Source organism: Nostoc sp. GT001 (genome assembly GCF_030382115.1).
Lineage (GTDB): Bacteria > Cyanobacteriota > Cyanobacteriia > Cyanobacteriales > Nostocaceae > Nostoc.
Map to the genome: position 1 here is coordinate 7,243,414 of NZ_JAUDRJ010000003.1, position 17,828 is coordinate 7,261,241.

Sequence of the window (17,828 nt, forward strand, 5' to 3'; positions counted from 1 at the left end):
CTCAAACGTGAAAGCGGAATTTGATCCAGGGTACGCGAAACAGATGTGACTATGGCTATAACATTTTTTTGTGCGATATTATACTAGTTATTTAAAGTTTATAAATAAGACAAAGTAGGAAAAGTGGGAAAAGTAGGATGTTTTACATAAGTTACTGCTAATCATGTTATTACGTTGTAGACTACATAGATATAACAAGTAACCAGCAAATACACAGGCAAAGTAGCGATTTCAAATAGATAGCGATCGCCAGCATGATGTATTCAATTTTTTGATACTTCATACAAGAGAGCCATAACACATTCAATTAGACAGTTTAAAAACAACCAAAAAGAGTCAAACCATCATGTTAAAAATATTTTCAACAAAGAAACAAGCAACAAAACAAACGCCTACACTCATTCAACAGGATTTGGAATTGTTTGAAGAACTAGATGATGCTGATTTATTAGCTATAGTTGGCGGAGATTCAAGTGCAGATGGTGCTGCTGTTGGTAGTCCTGGAGTTCTTTCGGGAAACCTTGTTCAAGTACCCGTTCATGTACCCGTTAACGTTTGTGTTGATAGTGTCAATGTAATTGCTCTACTTAACCCAGCTTTCGGCAATACTTGTAAATAAAGTAACCATTTGCACTCTATTGGCTATTACGATGAAATAGCGATCGCCAGCATTATGTATTCAATTTTTTGATACTTCATACAAGAGAGCCATAACACATTCAATTAGACAGTTTAAAAACAACCAAAAAGAGTCAAATCATCATGTTAAAAATATTTTCAACAAAGAAACAAGCAACAAAACAAACGCCTACACTCATTCAACAGGATTTAGAATTGTTTGAAGAATTGAGCGATGCAGAATTAATGGCAGTAGTGGGAGGTTTTAAGGTCGAAGTAGACGGATCTATATCTGCCAAATGTGTACAGGACACCCTTGCATGTTTGGCTGCGAAGAGCTTGATGGGTTGCACTAAATTAATAGTATGTGAATAATCCGCTTGAAAAATGTACATACCAGTTTATGGTAAGAGTATCAATATAATTGCTCTACTTAACCCAGCTTTCGGGAATACTTGTGTAGATGCGTAATGATTTGCGCTCTATTGACTATTACGATTAAATAGCGATCGCTAGCATTATGTATTCACTTTCTGTTATAAGTTCTCTAGTAGTTGGCAGTGTATTTCTGGTGACTGGTGTTGTCAAAGCACTCGCACCTACAAGATTTCTGATTCACATCAGTCAATTGCAGTTATTACCGCCAAAAGTGAATATAGGTGCAGCGATCGCTTTTACAATTCTAGAGTGCATCCTGGGAGTAGCTTTGATTTTGCGGCTGTTTCCCCAGTGGCTATTTCTCGGTACAATTGTTTTGCTATTGCTCCTATCGAGTTTAACTTATTGGAGTACTTCGACCAAACGCACAGATGATTGTGGTTGCTATAACGGTTTAATTGACATCAGTCCCAAACAAAGTTTACTCCTCAATGCCCTCTACATTACTTTGATGGGTTTGGCTTGGTTTTATCCGGTTGCCGATATTTTAACTGTTTCACAACAAGTAACAGCATTGTTGATTTCTTTAACAACAAGTTGTCTATTAACTGCTGTTTCATATATATATTTCTGGAAGCAAAAAAAACCTATCCTAAACTTAGAGCCGCTTCAGGTTAATCGTCGTTGGCAACCCCAATGGCTAAAGGAATATCCCGAAAGCTTAACAACTGGAGAAAAACTGGTTGTGTTTTTAATGCCTGGTTGTCCAACGTGCAAGAACTGGTTGAAAGTGCTAAAAGTGGTTCACCAAAGAACTGATTTACCTGATGTCGTGGCAGGAGTTCCCCAAACATTAGAACAAGTTCAAGCATTTGTTCAATCTAATAATATTAACTTTCCGGTAGTGGCAATGAGTCCTACTGTAGTGGCACGTTTAACCAATGCTTTTCCAACTGCTGTATTGTTAGAGGAAGGTATAATTCGAGAGAAATGGTTGGGAGTAATGCCGCTAGACTTTGTTAAACGCGTTAAACCAAACTTATCTGTTCCTAGCGGCTCATTTTAACTTGTCCTAACAGGATGTTTGAAAAGTCATAATTGATGTATCAAATATTTTTTACCCCACCCTAACCCTCTCCGATGTATTGGCTACGGTGTACACACAAGTTATGGAATCACTACCAGTCCTTGAATTACCCCATCCTAACCCTCCCCTTATAAAGGGGAGGGAACTAGATTTCTTTTTCCCCCCAATACATCGGGGGAATTAAGGGGGGTAATTTGACTTGTGTGTACACCGTAGCTTTGTAAAGGGGAGTCTATTCGATTTATGCAAGAGGTCTACTTTCTTAACGCTCTTCCATCACTCTCATCAAACAATAATCGAAGCAGAAAACTAAAACTATCACCCAATCAAGGTTTGAGGCTTTATTTTTTAATAGAAATTCAAAAATCTAGCTAAAACCTGAAAACCGAAGTCTCGTAAGCCTTGCAGCGAGTACTTTTCCCAAGACTGATGGAAGAGCGTTAATTATGAATTACCATAAGTTGCTTGTAAACGTTGTAAAAGATATTCTCCCGCCAGGATAGGGGGATAGATAGGCAATTGTTCTTTCTGGCAACTCTCCAAACAAGCAATTTCTGTATCATCATTAGGATGACAGAAAAAAGCCATAGAATACCGCGATTGATTCACTCTTTTATCAGTGGGAATCATCACTCGATGCTTAGTTGAGCAAAATCGATGATTTGTCCACCGCTGCATTAAATCGCCAGTATTGACTATTACAGTATCAGGAATTGCAGGCGCGACAATCCACTCTCTAGAGACTGTCTGTACTTCTAACCCGCCAATGTCATCTTGGAAAAGTAAGGTAATACTGCCATAATCGGAATGCTCACCAGCACGCACTTGTCCGGGTTTCGGTGGTGTCTGCAATGGTGGATAGTGGAGTAAGCGCAAGGTATGATTTTGTTGATTATGTCTTATAGTAAAAAAATCTTCTGGCAATTCCAACGCCAACGCATAAGCTTGTAATATCGTGTTAGCAAGTTCTGTACAATTATCATAAAAGGTAACAAGAGAAGCATCTATCCTTACTGCTTGTTTATTTACATTAAACGCCTCTTTTAAGTCGCCTGGTTTATTGGGGTCAAGACGTTCTCTCTCAATCCCAACGTAACCCATATTACTAAATTCATCACTCCAAGCTTGCTTTTGCTTAACTTCCAAAGGTAAATTGAAAAAAGATTTGCTGTGAGTGAATACTTCCTCGATTAGGTTTTTTGATATTCCCGAATTTTGCAAATACATGAAGCCAATTTCGTGACAAGCTTCATAGATTTGTTTGATGACAGCTTGCCGAGTTATGGCGTTGCCCTTAGTAAAATTAGTGAGATCAATTACTGGAATTCTGACCATTGATTCAAAATACCACATCTTTATTGAGAGGGGGAAAGGGAAATAATTAAAAACTTTTCCCTACGGGTATAAATGCAGGGGGAAAGGGGAAAGGGGAAAGGTTAAAGGGAAAGGAAAAATTCCATTCCTTTACCCCTTCCCCTTTACCCCTTCCTCTTTACCCCTTCCCCTTTAACCCTTCCCCTTTACCCTCTTCTTCATGCAGCTTCAGATTTTGAATGCGAGTATCTTCGGTAGCTGGTACATCCTCCTGAGCAAATGGAATCTGTTTAAATTTAGCAGCCAGATATTCTGCTAATGCATCTTGTTCAGAACCATCAGCAGCAAAGGTAGCTAAACCTGTACGTTTAGCATCTTTTGATGTCAAATCAACCCGTTCTCTTTTGGGAAAAGGATAACCATCACCACCATTTGCGAGGAAGTTTAAGGTGACAGTGCGGAAAATGCGATTAGAGTCACCCACTAACTCTGCATTTTTCACCACTACATCAATAATTTTGCCTTTTCCATCTTTGATAGCCAGGGATTTAACACGCTTACCTGCTGGCAAATCTGGGTCAAAGCTAAAGGCTAATCCCGCTACTTGGGGAAAACTACCAGGAGTAGCACCCGGCGCTATGGCTGCTACACTATGTTCAATTACTGCTATTAGTTCTTTGGCATTCAAAGTCACCAAAGTCAAGCTATTGTTAAACCGTAAAGCGTTGGCGATATCAAGTTGAGAAATTTCTTTTTCTTTCTTACCTGCTACAGGATTTGCTTGGGGTGGCAGTTTGATAACATCCTGTGAGCGAGTCGAACCTGGGGGAAAGGTATAGATACCAATATTGTCACGGATACCACCACCATTTTTAATGGAAATAACAGTTTTAGGATCGTATCGTTTAGCGATCGCTAAATTAGCTTCGGCTGTCAAATTACCGAAATTGGTTTCTTGGGTGCGGACATCACCCCGCCAGCCGTTAAGGAAAACGTTGGTTTTCCCAAAAATCTGACCATCTTGGGCAATAATCACTTTTTTGAGCGCTTCTGTAATGGCAACAATTTTGGCATCAGGTTTCCCACCTACAGCTGCTACACCTTGGGAATCAGTCGCATAAGCACCGCTGATTTTGGGGTCAATACTTTTAGGAATTATTACTCCCTTGGCATCAAAGTTAACTACTAGCCGACCAACATAGCGATAGTTTCCATCGGTATTAACTACAGCTATCGGATTACCATCTGCGGCTTTTTTGATGATTGGATAAGTTCCAGCAGATTTATCACCCACGCGCAGACGGTCTGTTTTGTCGGCTAGTAAGGTATTGGAACCACCAGCAACAATAATATCTACTCCCTTAAGTAATTGTGCTAGCTTTTGCTCAATGGCAATTTGCTGCATGTGTGCCAATAGAATGACTTTATTAATCTCTGGGTTTTTTGTCAGCAGCGTATCAACAGAAGTTTGAATTTCAGCAGCTAAAGCAGCGATATCTGCGGTATCACGGCTATTAAATTCTTTAGGCAACACAGTCACACCACCAGGAGAAGAAATAGTCCGCAGTGTGGGAGTTGTCGCCCCAACCACAGCAATTTTTTCACCATTGACGGTAATGATGGTGCTACGGGCAATTTTATTCGGAATTTTACTTGCTTCTAGTCCATCAACAGTAACTAATTTTGCCAGGTCTTTATCAGTGCTGAAGTCCAGATTCGCGCTGAGATAGGGAAATTTTGTACCTGGGTAATCTTCTTTAGCACGCAGTAAGTCGGCAACAACACCCGTATTTAAGTCAAATTCGTGATTACCAAAGGCGATCGCACCAAACCCAAGAGCATTTAGAATTAAAATATCTCCTCGTCCCTGACCACCAAAAGCTGCGTCACTGGCAAATAAGAAGGGACTGGGAATATAAGCATCTCCAGATGAAAGGATTAAGGTATTAGGATAATCAGGTTTACCATCACCATTAACATCGTGATTTTTCAGTGCATTCAACACCGCCGAAAAGTTCGGTGCATCCTTCAGCGCGGGTACACCTGCTTCTTGGTCGGAAGTATGTAAAAGTTGTAGTGTGAACCCTGACTTCTGTGCTGTTTTAACTTGAACTACACCACCAGTAGTTCCTAAAAATAAAAAGATGCTAGATATAATTAGCCAACTTAAATGGCTAGTCCTTAAATCTCGGCGATTAAACTTACTTAAAAATCGACTTTTCCGATTTAAAAAAGACATAATAAATTTTCTAGCTCATCAGTGGTGAATATTTTTTTAGTGTATTATCAATATCCCATAATAAATACTTCATAAGTTAGTTTTAATATTCATCTTCATAGCTGATTGGAAATTGCCCATGTATAGGAAAAGATTATAGATAAAAGTTAGGAAAAGTAGGAAAAGTAGGATATTTTCTATTACCCCCTTGATTATAAGGTTCTTACACGGTAATTTGAATCTTATGTGCAGCTTGGGAAAAGGAGTTTGAGGGTATGTAAAAAAGTCACTGCAATTTTTAAAGGAAAATTTTCAGATGAAAAAACTGAAATAAAATAGGGAAAATAGAGTTAAAAAAATGCGCTTTTTTTAACTCCTTTTATGTTGATGCTTATGTAACTTTTTAGTTTTAAAATCGCTTAACCTGGCGGGGCTGCTTCTTCAAAGGGACGGATAATCGCTCGCGCTGGTGTAACTTCTGGTTTAAAGATTCCCTGCAATGCTTGTTCTAAGGTTTGCGCCATGACAATCCGGTTTTCGTAAGCAACTACTACCCGTACCAAGGTTGGCAGACTATTCTGTGTGGCTTCTAGATAGATTGGCTCGACATACAGCAGCGATTGCTGAATGGGAATTACTAGTAGATTGCCTTGAATCGCTCTCGAACCCTGGCGATTCCACAAGGAAATTTGCTGAGAAATTACTGGATCTTGGTTAATCCGCGCCTCGATTTGCTCTGTTCCGTAAATCAGGCGTTCTTTAGGAAAGACATATAGCAGCAGCTTCCCGTAGTTTTTGCCATCTGATCGCGCCGCTAACCAAGCGATTAAATTAGTCCGCTGTCTGGGAGTATAGGGTAAAAACAGCAGAAATTCTTCTCTACGAGAGGCTGCGCCAACAAAGTCTACGGTGGGTAAACTAGTAATCAAATAATATGGCTCTACCGGACGGGGTTCACTGCCATAGATTTCATTAGGAATCTGCCACTGGTCTTCCCGGTTGTAAAATACTTGGGGGTCGGTCATGTGGTAGGTCATCAACCGCTCAGATTGAATTTTGAAAAAGTCCACCGGATATCGGGTATGACTGCGGAGATTGACTGGCATTGTATTGAGCGGTTTGAACATATTGGGAAATATCGCTGACCAAGTGGCAATAATCGGGTCGCTTTGATCGGCAATATAAAAATTAACGCTGCCGTTGTAAGCATCAATCACTACCTTGATCGAGTTACGAATGTAGTTGATACCATCGCTACCGGTGTCTGAGTAGGGATAGCGATCGCTCGTTGTGTAAGCATCAACAATCCAATAAAGATAACTGGGATTACTGGGGAAATCTTGATTAGCAGCAGCAGCAACTAAATAGGGGTCGCTGTCAAATTTTAGAAAAGGCGCGATCGCTTGAATTCTTTCCTTGACATTTCGCCGCAATAGCACCCTTGTCTCTGGCAAAAAGTCTCGCGTCAGCACCATCTGCCAATCTTTCAAATACATCGCAAATAGCCAGCGTCTCCATGCTGAACCGATTTCAACACCACCCAGACCATCGTAAGAGTTGTAAACGTTGTCACTACCGCTAGGATAGTCTAGCTCTCTAACTCTTGTGCCAGTCATTACATAAGTATTGGCAATTTCACCGTAATAAATTCGGGGTTGCCCAATGGGAATACTTTCACGAATGGCTTCACTAGAAGTTGTCAGAGCGCTACTATCACCGCTAATATCTTTGACAAAATATTCTGGTAATCCACCCGCTCCAACTGTATTAACTGGGCTAACAGTAAACCCAAAACCGTGGGTATAAATTAAATGGCGGTTAACCCATGTTTGAGCTTCCTGTGGTACGCCAGTATAGTCTAATTCCCGTGCAGCAATCAATACCTGTCGCCGTTCTGTTGATTCAACTGGTTCCTGCTGAGGTTCTGGTGGGTTTTGAGGGGCAGATGGTCGGCGTGAAGTTACATCTGTTTTGAGAGTATATCGGTCAATATCGGCATCGGGGAACCGATAGTAAGGCCGAATTTGTTGCAGTTGACGGTTAGTTTCTAAGAGTGGTCGTTCATCCCATAGGCGAATATTGCGAATTGTCAAGTCATTCTTTTGAATGTCAGCTTCAGTCAGTGTTCCTTGCGGGTTGAAGCTTCTAGAATCGATCGCTTCTAGATCGAATGCTTGGCGTGTCAAGGCGATAGTCCGCTGAATGTAAGGTTGCTCCCGTTGCAACTCATTAGGTTGAACAATTAAATATTGCACCACAGTCGGTAAAACAACATCAGCAGCTACAACTAATACTAAATAAACCCCTAACCCGTAAAAGACAAAGCGACGATATCGAGATTTTGGTTTCCAGAAAAAGGTTCGCCAAAGGAGGTAAAAGGCGATCGCTACTGCCACAATGCACAAGACGGTATAAGCTGGCAACTGGGTTGTCACATCGGTATAGCTAGCACCATAACTCACTCCCCGGCTAGAATACACGAGTTCATAGCGACTCAGCCCATAACTCAGAGCCACTACCAGCATCAACAAGCCACCCATACCGAATAAATGACGCTGTTGCTGGGGCGAAAAACCGGGGAAAATTCCCTGACTCAAACTATCCCCCGACAACAGATAAGTGAGAGAAACGGCGACAAAGCCATACAAACATAACCCCATCAGCCAGAGTTCTAGCAGTTCCCAAAAGGGTAAGGAAAATACGTAAAAGCTGATATCTCGACCAAATAAAGGCTCAGTGCTGTTGAAAAGGGTGGGGTGGAAATATTGCAGCACCTTGGGCCAGTGGTGGAATAAGATGAAGGCAAAAATGGGACTGAAGAGAATTGCGATCGCAGTCAGTAAAAATTGCGGATAGATTAAGATGGCGATCGCTACTCCCCCAATTAAACCGAGATACCAGACTTGAGAGACAACCTGCTTCAAAAGCTGCCAGATTGTCTCCGGTCGAAATAGGGCGGGAACGGGTAGAATAGCCTGATTGACTGGAGTATGCCAGTAAGAAAGAGCAATTTGACCATAGTGAGCCAGCATTAACCCAATCACCAAGCTGAGTATCAGAGCTAAGGGTAATAACCAGCGTAATTTTAATGCTTGAAAGCGTTGTGGCGCAAGTATCTGGGTTTCGTTGCGTCTTGGATAATTAGGACTGAGAAAATTTGTTAATTCACTGTTGAGTTCTGCTTGCTCAATCTTTAGAGACTGGGAATATTTTAGCCGTTGTGCTAAAGCCAAGTTTAGCAGTAGATAGGCAGCAGTTATTCCAGCCACAACTACCCACAAAATACCACGAGTCAGCAGCCTCAACAAAAATACTTGCAGATAGCCGACTTCCCGAAACCAAAAAATCTCTGCTCCCAGGCGGGAACCCAGATCCAGAAGTAGCCACAGCCCCAAAAATCCAATTAATAGCCTAAAGCCCCATTTCCAATACATTGATATGTAATTTAAGAAGAACGCCAATTCTGTATTTGCAAGCCGTTTACTCTTTGAAATTCTCGAATATTAGATGTTACAACAATATGATTGTGAGTTAGTGCTGTTGCTGCGATCAATACATCATAAGAACCGATAGGATTACCTGCTGTCTTCAAAATACTTCTAATTTGGGCAGCAAGTTCTGCTTCTTCCACACCAAAAGGTAAAATTGTAATCGAACCTAACAATGCTTCAATCAATGATTGAATTTTTAAGGCACGTTGAGGATTGATTGCTAATCCATACTTAATCTCCATTCCTGTTAAGGAGGAAATAAAAATATCTGTGGGAGTAGTAGACTTTAATAGCTTGAGAGTATTTTTTTCTCCCTTGACAAAATCACTAATTACGCAGGTATCGAGTAAATAACCCATCATTAAAACTCGATTTCGTTAGGTGGTAGCAGTTCGTCTCGGTAGGACTCAAAAATAATACTTTCTACTACACCTTGATGTTGCATAATAGTTTCTGGCCAAGTCATGGGTTTTGTTTCTAAGAAAGTAACAAAGACTTTGCTTTCAGTAATACCTTGTGGTTTTTCAGCTAGTTCGATTTTGCCGTTTTTATAAATTCCTTCAATGGTTCGTAGCATTGTTTTTACCTCCTATCGAAATTCTAGTAGTATTTATTACCGAACTGGTGGTTCATCATGCCTTGTCGAACTCAATATAGAGGTGCTTCAGTGTCCGCATGAGTACGTTCGGTAAATATTGGTATCCTTCTTGTGCCAAGCGAATGTCCTTCAACCGTAGCAGCAAACGCTGATATGCGATCTGCATTTCCTTACGAGCAAGCATAGCGCCCAAACAAAAATGAATCCCATGACCAAAAGATAGGTGGTTGCTGGCATTCTGGCGGCGCACATCGAAACGCTCACCCTCAATAAATTTTAGCGAGTCGCGGTTAGCAGCATCGAAGCGGAGCATCACTAAAGACCCAGCTTTGAGATCGACATCTTGGAGCTTTGTATCTTCCGTCACAACTCGCCACATTCCTGCTGTCGGACTTTGCATTCGTAAAACTTCTTCAACAAAGTTCTCTAACAGGGAAATATCTGTTTGTACCAACTTCATCTGCTCTTTGTTGTTTGTCAGCAACAACATCCCACCTGCGATCGCACTGGTGACAGTCTCATTGCCTGCCACTAATATTTGCTGAATGATACTCAGCAGTTCAGCAGTGTCGAGCGATCGCTCTCCATCCACTTTTGCTTGTACCAAGTCAGTAATAAAATCATCTTGAGGCTGTTTTTGGCGTGACTCTATGACATCATGAAAATAATGCTGGAAAGCGACAACATCTTTAGCACACTCGATCTCCTGCTCTCTAGAAAGTAAGTTACCTAAACGGGCAATAAAAGCATCAGACCATTGCTTGAACTTCGGCAAATCTGCTTGCGGCACACCTAACTGTTGAGCAATAACTTTGAGCGGTAAAGGTACGGCAAACTCACTGACGAATTCACACTTGCCGCGATCAATAAAGCTGTCAATGAGTTCATCAACAATCTGCTCAATCAAGTCACGCATTTTGTTGATACGCGATGAAGTGAATGCCTTATTCACCAGGGAGCGAAATCGCTCGTGTTCTGGTGGATCTGCCGTCAGTAGGGTGTTCATCTGGGGCCAGCCAAGAGCCGAAATTTTCTGCAACTCTTGATCGTGTTGTTCTTTGCCAGCTAGTAAAGTCGAGAAATTGCTAGAGAATACTCTTGTATCCTTAAGAATTTCGATCACTAATTCATAGCGAGTAACAAGAAAGAGTTTTGCTTCTGTTGAGGGACTTGGTAGCTCCATTATTGGTGCTTGCTCCTGTGCCAGCTTGTAGAATTCATAAGGGCACACAAGCACTTCTGGATCAAAGAAGTTGTAGTCTGACAGATGCTTCATGCTTCTAAGTAGCGATCAGTGATGTTTTGCTTTGACTCAAAATGAATCAACATCATCTTAACAAGTTACTCACCGTCGGCTCATTGGCGATCGCAGTTTAGGTGCAACGAAAACTGCAACGGTCATCAGCGATCGCAATTGACCCCTGACTTCTAACTCCTGACTTCAAACTTCCACCAACTTCACCAGCTAGTTGGTGGAAGTTTGAAGTTGAAAGTTACTGCAACGCTACTCAATGCAAAAAGAAGTGAAGCCGGAAAAACTACAAATTTTTGTAGACTTCACCATCATTCCTCTTGCCAACACGAAAAACATCAATCATCTGGTTCTCGTGGTCAATAGTGTAAAGAATCCTGTACTCACCTTGATCAACACGATAGCCACCTTCATAACCCTTCAATGCCTTACAGTCCTGGGGTTGAGAATTACCTTGAAGCGAAAGAATTTTAGCTACAACTTGCTTATATTGTTTAGCTTGTAAATCATTCAAATCCTTTTCAGCAGTCTTAGCAATCCTCAAACTATAGCGCTCGCTCATCTCCACGCTTCGCACTAATTGCGTCTAACGTAGTAAAACCATCATTTTCACTAACTGCACGGCGAAGCGCCTCTGAATCAATAGCGTCTTCTATAGCTTCAAGCAATTTCAAATCATCAAGACTGATAATCGCTACAGCAGCTTTACCATGACGCTCAATCACAATACGCTCACGCTTATACTCAGCACGACTAATAAGCTCTTGAAAATTTGCACGAGCTTCTGTTGCACTTATACGAGTCATAGTACCTTACAAAATTAATAAATGACAGTCAAAATGTAAATTTTGTACAATTTGCTAAAAATTTACAAAATTTACGTTCTGTACTAATATTATTACACCACAATCGAAAAAAGAGTGAATTTTTACCTTTTTACAAAGAGTGACTCTTTACAAGAAAAGTAGAAGTCGGAATTTACTGCTACATCTAGTAACTTAGTTGCAAAGTCTAATCTACTTACAAAAGCTCAACCAGTTTCCCGCGATCGCACTCTCAACAAGTTAAAAGTGAGTAGGCAGGCAGGATGCCCGCCTATTCTCAGGTTTTTACGACTACCTAGTTCCCTTCCTTGTCAGATTTCCCTGGCATCCGAAAGTAACAAATGACCACGGTTTTAACAAGGTCAAAGTAGGCAGGGCGAATTTTCTGGTCAATAATCGCCAAACCTAGCGCACCAGATACTAAAATAGTAGTTATGATTGGTAAAATAACGCCTTTACTCAAGGCGTTATTAAGGGGTTTTTGCATAATTCTCCTTATTGGGTTTAGTTTGCCTGTCAATTCAAAAACTAAAAAACTAACTTATGCGCCTCTAGCTGGGCTCAACAGCTAGAAGTGATAAGCAAATTTTTCGCCCCTGTTTTTTAAACAGGGGTTAGTTTTTAATAATTGAATCATTGCGATAATAATAATCTAGCAGAAAAAAAACGATTTTAAAAAAATCTATTACATTGTGATATAATAATTTTCTTTTTCAGCAAAAAACGGTCATTTGTTTTACCCCACATGGGTTTAATCAATCATCACATAATAGAAAACAACCTAAATTAAGATGGGGCTTGAGACAAAGTTTGCAGTAGATTTGCAGTAGATTGCAGTAGATTTGCAGTAGCTTTGAATAGATTTGAATTTTCTGAGCTAGACTTTCCCCAACCCTGATCTTGGGGGACTATTTATGAGAGACTTGTCGGTAAAAAGAATCTTTTACCGACAAGTGTTGTGTGGGGATTCTAGCCAGTTGCCCTCGCCTGACAAGCGTGCTATACCAATCTTGTAGCCACTACAGCACTCTCATAACTGGCCCACGCCAGGACAATGGAACGACGATGAATTCACTTGGATCTCAGTCGAGGGTTGAACTACAAGATCGAGGTATGTCTCCTTTGAACAACCCCAAGGATTGGTCATGGCCATTCTGGGCTGCTGTCCCACTTTACCCCTACGGCAGACGGCGGACACTTCGTCAGGAAATAGTTAAGGATACTATCTGGACATTCGATCAGCTTCACGGCATTCTCTACACCATCGTGCCGATTCGCATGACTATCGTCAAGCTCTCTGCTGGAGGACTTCTGGTCTATGCACCCGTTGCTCCCACAACTGAGTGTGTCCGCTTGGTTAATGAGTTGGTAGCAAAGCACGGTGAAGTTAAGTACATCTTACTGCCAACCAGTTCTGGTCTGGAGCATAAAGTCTTCGTTGGCCCCTTTGCTCGTCGCTTTCCTCAAGCACAAGTGTTTGTTGCCCCGCACCAGTGGAGTTTTCCGTTCAATCTGCCGCTTAGTTGGCTAGGCTTTCCCCAAAAACGAACTCAAGAACTCCCAGAGGACTCAAGCCTTGCTCCCTTTGCTCTGGAGTTTGACTATGCAATATTGGACATCGACTTGGGACGAGGATCTTTTGCAGAAGTTGCAGTGTTTCACAAGCGATCGCGCACTCTGCTTGTAACTGATTCTATCCTTTGTGTTCCAGTTGACCCACCAGAAATCCTCCAATTAGATCCTTATCCCTTACTGTTTCATGCCAGGGATAATGCCTGGGAGATAATCGAGGACAATGAAGAAAACCGTCGCAAAGGATGGCAACGCATTTCACTGTTTGCACTTTACTTCCGTCCAAGTGCCTTAGAAGTTACTTCAATCGGACAGATGTTTCGTGATGCTCTCAAAGCACCACAGCGATCGCTAAAAACCTACTTTGGTTTATTTCCTTTTCGCTGGCAAGCAACCTGGAAGCAAGCATTCGACGCTCTACGAGGTCAGGGACGACCATTTGTCGCACCGATTTTGCAAATCCTCATTTTTCCTCAAGCACCAAGCCAAGTCCTCAAATGGGCTGATACAGTTGCAAGTTGGGATTTTCAGCAGATTATTCCCTGTCACTTTGACTCGCTAATTAAAGCAAATCCGCGTCAATTCCGGCAAGCATTTGCTTTTCTGGAAAAAAATCTTTCTTCTGGCGAAAGCCAGCCTTTATTGGAGGAAGACTTAAAATTCATTCAGGAACTAGAAGCGGGTTTAGTTAAACGCGGTATTGCAACGCCAGCTAAAGAGGATGTCTGAGAAGTATCAAATATTTATCGATCCCCCCTAACCCCCCTTTTTTAAGGCTTGTCATTACCAACATCTTTTAAACTGACTGGGTGATAAAATCAGCAGCCCAACACATATCCTGTAATCGCAACCAGCCTCGCCATAAGGTCTGCCAACCAGGTAGATCATCGGATTTGCGGCCAAGAAAACCACCCAAACGAGCGATCGCTAAAAAGAATTCACCCAAAGTCAACTCACAATTTGTCAACCCAAGACGAGCAACTAAGACTTTTAACATAATTGTAGGTATGTACTCGTGTGCCTTCAGTTGGGAATTGCTGCGACTAAGTTGGCGTAACTGTAATAATCTGACTGAAACTATAGCAAAAAAGCCAAGTAACCTTACCAGTGATGAAGCTGACTCCAATTGACGTTTTTCTACAGCACAACCAGTTTTGAGACACTTATGATACTCTTCAATTAACCAACGTGTAGCATACCAATCTAGTTGCATGAGGGCATCCTCACGAGCATTTACAGCAACAGTGGTAAATAGAATCCATTCTAAATCTCCTTCTGGTTCCCAACAACGAATACACCAACCATCTATTGGCTGTTGTTTTCTTTCACAGCCAATTGCTGGGGGTTGAATTGTCAATTGAGACCAAGCTACTTGTAAGTTAACTTGACGTTTGGGTTCTCCGTTGCGCCCACGCAAAACAACAGTTTTCTCCGCCATTGGTTGTAAAGAACGAGCAAATGCCTTGAGATACCCTTTGGTGGCATCAGGTTTAGTAATCACTCGGTTTTGAGTGACTCGTACTAAGCAGTGCCAGTACAAAGCTTTGGCTCGTCGAAGGTAAGAAAAAATATCACTCCCCCTGTCTCCGACACTTACCCAAATTGACCCAGTTTGTGGTGTTGGTGCAGTGCCGATGGATTCCACCATCTCTGCCCAAATTTCCCCTTCACCATCTGTTCTCAATAGTTCTGGTAGCGCTTCCACCAACGTGTTGTCATTGTCCTTTTTTTGACTACGCAGCCAAGGTATTTGTCCTGCCAATCCCAAAATTTGTGGATTCAAAGGTAACGGTACTACTGCTAAACACGTGTGTAGCATCATTCCTCTACCTTTGCCATCTCCAATATGCCCTAATCCCTTAACTTGCCGATGATGAGTATAATCTAGTTCTGTTGTGTCTTGGATGAATAAAACAACATTGGATTTTATTTCAGTTGCGCTTTGTTTCGTCTCCGTGATGTGAGGTTGAATTAATGCCTTATGAGTTACATCGTCTTCCGCAAATAATCGGTACGCAGCACGAATTTCATTCCAGCCTTGCATCATATCTGGTAAACTCCCTTGCGGGTTGGCAGCTATGGCTACACCGATAGCGATCGCTCTTTGCGTACGACGAGTATCCCCTAATTCGGCATCTCCCCATTGCTCAACTGCCCAAGCATTGAGGTCTGTGAAATTTTTCAACTTCATACTCTGACTCTATTACATCCCTACCTCACTTTAAAAGATGTTGGTAATGACAAGCTTTTTTAAGGGGGGAATAAAAGCCTTAAAGTCCCCCTTTTTAAGGGGGACTTAGGGGGATCTCCAAGGATTAGATGTATATAAAAGAACTTTTCAGACATCCTATAAAGAGAAATTGTAATCAATTAGGTGAATTAGTTAAAACCTCAGCGATCGCCTGGGAAATCGGTAAACCAGGACAGCGTTCCAGCCAGAAGAACTCGCCAACTGGGTTAACTTCCAGGAATACATGACGACCATCAGGAGTCAAAATAATATCAAGCGCCCCATAATTTAAACCAAATTCTGCCATGAGTTTGAGCAATTTCTCTTCGACATCTTCGGGTAAAGTGTATGATTCCCAAGCGTCGAGTAAGGCAATTCCCTGTTTGCGCCAGTCGTAACGTGCCTTATCCAAAGCTTGAGAATCAACCGCAGCTGTTAGCACACGTTTCCCTACAACAATTGTCCGCAATTCCAATGCCTTGGGAATCTTTTCTTGAAATGTCATTGGGCAGAAACGTAAACCATCAAGGTTGTCTAGATCCTCTGAGGAAATTGGATTTGTAAACACAACTTTTTCTCGCCCTTGTTCATCATAAATAGCGAAGGAAGACAGCATTTTTGTAATCATTCCCTGCTGACACTCTTGGGCAAATTGCTTTACTGCTATGGGATTATTTGTAGTCAGAGTGCGAGGCGTATCTAAACCGATATCTCTTGCTATTTGTAATTGCAATTGCTTATTTTCGGCTCGGCGAATATTTGGCAGAGGATCAAGATGAAACCCACTAATACTAGCAATCATTCCCTCAATGCTGACGCGAGATTCTTTGAGTGAAGCTTCTCTAAGTTGTTTGTCCATCGAGTTGGGAATTTTTGACCCAATTGCAATACGCCGATACCAAACTGCTGACACTTCATTTAAATCTAATATCTGGTCATCGACACTCAGAATCACTCGCTTAGTACGACCATAGTAAATATCTAACTGCATTTCTGTGGGAAATCGGTCTGTGTCAAAACGAAATGCTTTCTTTCCTTGGGCTTCAATTGCCTGAATAACTAGAGGAATACTTTCGTTATCTTGGCTGTGAGTAATGATTAAAGCAGTCATTTACAAATATGGAGAATGAAGTACGCTACATATAAATAAATATAGGGGTTATCAGTTGTTTGGGAATTTTTAAGTAAGAGCATTTTACTTCGGGTTTGTTGAAAGTAGTGCAGATGCGATCGCTAGAGCAATTGGATAGTCCAAATCTCTCTCCAGCATCCCCCACTCTCCTGTAGGATTAATTTCTAAAAAAACATATTCTCCTGATGGCGTTTTAATCAAATCAAATGCTCCAAAAATCAGTCCAAACTTAGCCATAAAGGCATCCAAACAACGGATTAGTTTATCAGGTAATTGTTCTGGTTGCCAGGTAAGAATCTTTTTGGTCTCACGTCGCCAATCTTGGGTAGATGCTGCATACTCAGACGCATCTAGCGCCCCGACAAAGAGATTGCCATTCACATACACTGCTCGTAGTTCTTGCTGTTTAGGGATTTGTTCTTGAAACATAACTGGACAATAGCGGAGTGTTTCAGCATCAAGTAAGTCTTCTTCTTTAACGAGGCTGGTATACATGAAAAAAGAGGAGGCTTGCATCCCAGAAGAAAGAGGTCTGAGCAGCTTGACAATCATTTTTCCCTTAACTTGATGGAAAAATTCTCGTGCTTCTTGAGGATTGTTGGTGACAAGAGTCCGAGGTATAACAAGACCTACTTCTGATGCAACCCGCAGTTGGCGTAACTTGTTTTCAGCTGCACTTATCTGACGTAAATCATCTACCCACTTAGCATCTCTGAGGCTGTCCCAAAAGCCATCTAAGACTGCGAGTGATTCACTAGAACAGGCTGCTTGAAATTGTGGAGCCAATTCTTTACCGAGATCGGGTTGCCAAATACGCCGCATCCATACTGCTTGCACTTGCTCGGTGTTGAGGGAGCGATCGCTATATTGCAGTGTATGATTGCTACCAGAGTTACTTAAATTAGCCTGGAGTTGCAGTGCGATCGGAAACTTATCAGTATCAAGACGAAATGGCTGTGCGCCTAGTTTTGATACTGCTTCTGCAACTCTATCTATTGTAAAGTAATCACCACTATGGGTGATTAATAAAACTACATCACGATCAAGGTGCATAAAATATTTTTATTAGATCTTGCATTTTCACTATTGTCAACTCTTAAGAAAGCAAAATTTT

Annotated in this window: 17 protein-coding genes; 5 read left to right on the plus strand and 12 right to left on the minus strand. The window is 41.5% G+C overall.

The annotated features are described in order from the left end of the window. The first annotated feature begins 346 nt into the window (after positions 1–346). The 4 genes from QUD05_RS34225 to QUD05_RS33610 all read left to right on the plus strand — a co-directional run bounded on the left by QUD05_RS34225 (position 347) and on the right by QUD05_RS33610 (position 2,062). Entirely contained in the window at positions 347–619 is a 273-nt protein-coding gene (locus QUD05_RS34225; protein WP_354666168.1) for a chaplin, read from the plus strand. A 143-nt stretch (positions 620–762) separates the two neighbouring features. Continuing rightward, on the plus strand, positions 763–993 hold the full coding sequence (locus QUD05_RS33605; RefSeq protein WP_289799827.1) for a bacteriocin: 231 nt from the start codon (positions 763–765) through the stop codon (positions 991–993). 12 nt (positions 994–1,005) lie between these two features. Next, a complete protein-coding gene (locus tag QUD05_RS34230) occupies positions 1,006–1,089 on the plus strand; it encodes a chaplin family protein (protein ID WP_354666193.1) in 84 nt (27 codons plus the stop codon). 49 nt (positions 1,090–1,138) lie between these two features. Beyond that, positions 1,139–2,062 (plus strand): peroxiredoxin family protein, encoded by a 924-nt coding sequence (locus QUD05_RS33610; RefSeq protein ID WP_289799828.1) that lies wholly within the window; start codon positions 1,139–1,141, stop codon positions 2,060–2,062. A gap of 465 nt (positions 2,063–2,527) precedes the next feature. Here the strand turns inward: QUD05_RS33610 and QUD05_RS33615 are convergent, their stop codons facing one another. The 9 genes from QUD05_RS33615 to QUD05_RS33655 form a co-directional block, all read right to left on the minus strand. After that, a complete protein-coding gene (locus QUD05_RS33615; protein WP_289799829.1) occupies positions 2,528–3,418 on the minus strand; it encodes an isopenicillin N synthase family dioxygenase in 891 nt (296 codons plus the stop codon). Positions 3,419–3,575: 157 nt separating this feature from the next. Then, on the minus strand, positions 3,576–5,636 hold the full coding sequence (locus QUD05_RS33620; protein ID WP_289799830.1) for a bifunctional metallophosphatase/5'-nucleotidase: 2,061 nt from the start codon (positions 5,634–5,636) through the stop codon (positions 3,576–3,578). A gap of 398 nt (positions 5,637–6,034) precedes the next feature. Continuing rightward, complete coding sequence (locus tag QUD05_RS33625; protein WP_289799831.1) at positions 6,035–9,049, minus strand: UPF0182 family protein; 3,015 nt, start codon at positions 9,047–9,049, stop codon at positions 6,035–6,037. Between the two features lie 11 nt (positions 9,050–9,060). Continuing rightward, a complete protein-coding gene (locus QUD05_RS33630; protein ID WP_289799832.1) occupies positions 9,061–9,468 on the minus strand; it encodes a type II toxin-antitoxin system VapC family toxin in 408 nt (135 codons plus the stop codon). After that, complete coding sequence (locus tag QUD05_RS33635; protein ID WP_289799833.1) at positions 9,468–9,683, minus strand: hypothetical protein; 216 nt, start codon at positions 9,681–9,683, stop codon at positions 9,468–9,470. Before QUD05_RS33635 ends, QUD05_RS33630 begins: the two co-directional genes overlap by 1 nt. Before the next feature lie 55 nt (positions 9,684–9,738). Continuing rightward, entirely contained in the window at positions 9,739–10,980 is a 1,242-nt protein-coding gene (locus tag QUD05_RS33640; RefSeq protein ID WP_289799834.1) for a cytochrome P450, read from the minus strand. Between the two features lie 262 nt (positions 10,981–11,242). Continuing rightward, a complete protein-coding gene (locus tag QUD05_RS33645; RefSeq protein WP_289799835.1) occupies positions 11,243–11,518 on the minus strand; it encodes a type II toxin-antitoxin system RelE family toxin in 276 nt (91 codons plus the stop codon). After that, positions 11,502–11,762, minus strand: coding sequence for a type II toxin-antitoxin system Phd/YefM family antitoxin (locus QUD05_RS33650; RefSeq protein ID WP_289799836.1), 261 nt, complete (start codon positions 11,760–11,762; stop codon positions 11,502–11,504). Before QUD05_RS33650 ends, QUD05_RS33645 begins: the two co-directional genes overlap by 17 nt. Before the next feature lie 313 nt (positions 11,763–12,075). Then, complete coding sequence (locus QUD05_RS33655) at positions 12,076–12,267, minus strand: hypothetical protein (RefSeq protein WP_289799837.1); 192 nt, start codon at positions 12,265–12,267, stop codon at positions 12,076–12,078. Positions 12,268–12,893: 626 nt separating this feature from the next. Here QUD05_RS33655 and QUD05_RS33660 point away from each other — a divergent pair. After that, positions 12,894–14,081: a DUF4336 domain-containing protein gene (locus QUD05_RS33660; RefSeq protein ID WP_289799838.1), complete on the plus strand. Its 1,188-nt coding sequence runs from the start codon at positions 12,894–12,896 to the stop codon at positions 14,079–14,081. Between the two features lie 67 nt (positions 14,082–14,148). Here the strand turns inward: QUD05_RS33660 and QUD05_RS33665 are convergent, their stop codons facing one another. From QUD05_RS33665 to QUD05_RS33675, 3 genes are all read right to left on the minus strand, one after another. Next, positions 14,149–15,543, minus strand: coding sequence for an IS4 family transposase (locus tag QUD05_RS33665; RefSeq protein WP_289799839.1), 1,395 nt, complete (start codon positions 15,541–15,543; stop codon positions 14,149–14,151). 175 nt (positions 15,544–15,718) lie between these two features. Next, positions 15,719–16,693 (minus strand): MvdD family ATP-grasp ribosomal peptide maturase, encoded by a 975-nt coding sequence (locus tag QUD05_RS33670; RefSeq protein WP_289799840.1) that lies wholly within the window; start codon positions 16,691–16,693, stop codon positions 15,719–15,721. An 84-nt stretch (positions 16,694–16,777) separates the two neighbouring features. After that, complete coding sequence (locus QUD05_RS33675) at positions 16,778–17,767, minus strand: MvdC family ATP-grasp ribosomal peptide maturase (protein WP_289799841.1); 990 nt, start codon at positions 17,765–17,767, stop codon at positions 16,778–16,780. Between the last annotated feature and the right edge of the window lie 61 nt (positions 17,768–17,828).

Coding starts and splice junctions, on each gene's coding strand:
- QUD05_RS33610 (WP_289799828.1), top strand. CDS start 1,139: ATGTATTCACTTTCTGTTATAAGTTCTCTAGTAGTTGGCAGTGTATTT.
- QUD05_RS33640 (WP_289799834.1), bottom strand. CDS start 10,980: ATGAAGCATCTGTCAGACTACAACTTCTTTGATCCAGAAGTGCTTGTG.
- QUD05_RS33625 (WP_289799831.1), bottom strand. CDS start 9,049: ATGTATTGGAAATGGGGCTTTAGGCTATTAATTGGATTTTTGGGGCTG.
- QUD05_RS34230 (WP_354666193.1), top strand. CDS start 1,006: ATGTACATACCAGTTTATGGTAAGAGTATCAATATAATTGCTCTACTT.
- QUD05_RS33660 (WP_289799838.1), top strand. CDS start 12,894: ATGTCTCCTTTGAACAACCCCAAGGATTGGTCATGGCCATTCTGGGCT.
- QUD05_RS33670 (WP_289799840.1), bottom strand. CDS start 16,693: ATGACTGCTTTAATCATTACTCACAGCCAAGATAACGAAAGTATTCCT.
- QUD05_RS34225 (WP_354666168.1), top strand. CDS start 347: ATGTTAAAAATATTTTCAACAAAGAAACAAGCAACAAAACAAACGCCT.
- QUD05_RS33620 (WP_289799830.1), bottom strand. CDS start 5,636: ATGTCTTTTTTAAATCGGAAAAGTCGATTTTTAAGTAAGTTTAATCGC.
- QUD05_RS33630 (WP_289799832.1), bottom strand. CDS start 9,468: ATGATGGGTTATTTACTCGATACCTGCGTAATTAGTGATTTTGTCAAG.
- QUD05_RS33635 (WP_289799833.1), bottom strand. CDS start 9,683: ATGCTACGAACCATTGAAGGAATTTATAAAAACGGCAAAATCGAACTA.
- QUD05_RS33615 (WP_289799829.1), bottom strand. CDS start 3,418: ATGGTCAGAATTCCAGTAATTGATCTCACTAATTTTACTAAGGGCAAC.
- QUD05_RS33605 (WP_289799827.1), top strand. CDS start 763: ATGTTAAAAATATTTTCAACAAAGAAACAAGCAACAAAACAAACGCCT.
- QUD05_RS33655 (WP_289799837.1), bottom strand. CDS start 12,267: ATGCAAAAACCCCTTAATAACGCCTTGAGTAAAGGCGTTATTTTACCA.
- QUD05_RS33675 (WP_289799841.1), bottom strand. CDS start 17,767: ATGCACCTTGATCGTGATGTAGTTTTATTAATCACCCATAGTGGTGAT.
- QUD05_RS33665 (WP_289799839.1), bottom strand. CDS start 15,543: ATGAAGTTGAAAAATTTCACAGACCTCAATGCTTGGGCAGTTGAGCAA.
- QUD05_RS33650 (WP_289799836.1), bottom strand. CDS start 11,762: ATGACTCGTATAAGTGCAACAGAAGCTCGTGCAAATTTTCAAGAGCTT.
- QUD05_RS33645 (WP_289799835.1), bottom strand. CDS start 11,518: ATGAGCGAGCGCTATAGTTTGAGGATTGCTAAGACTGCTGAAAAGGAT.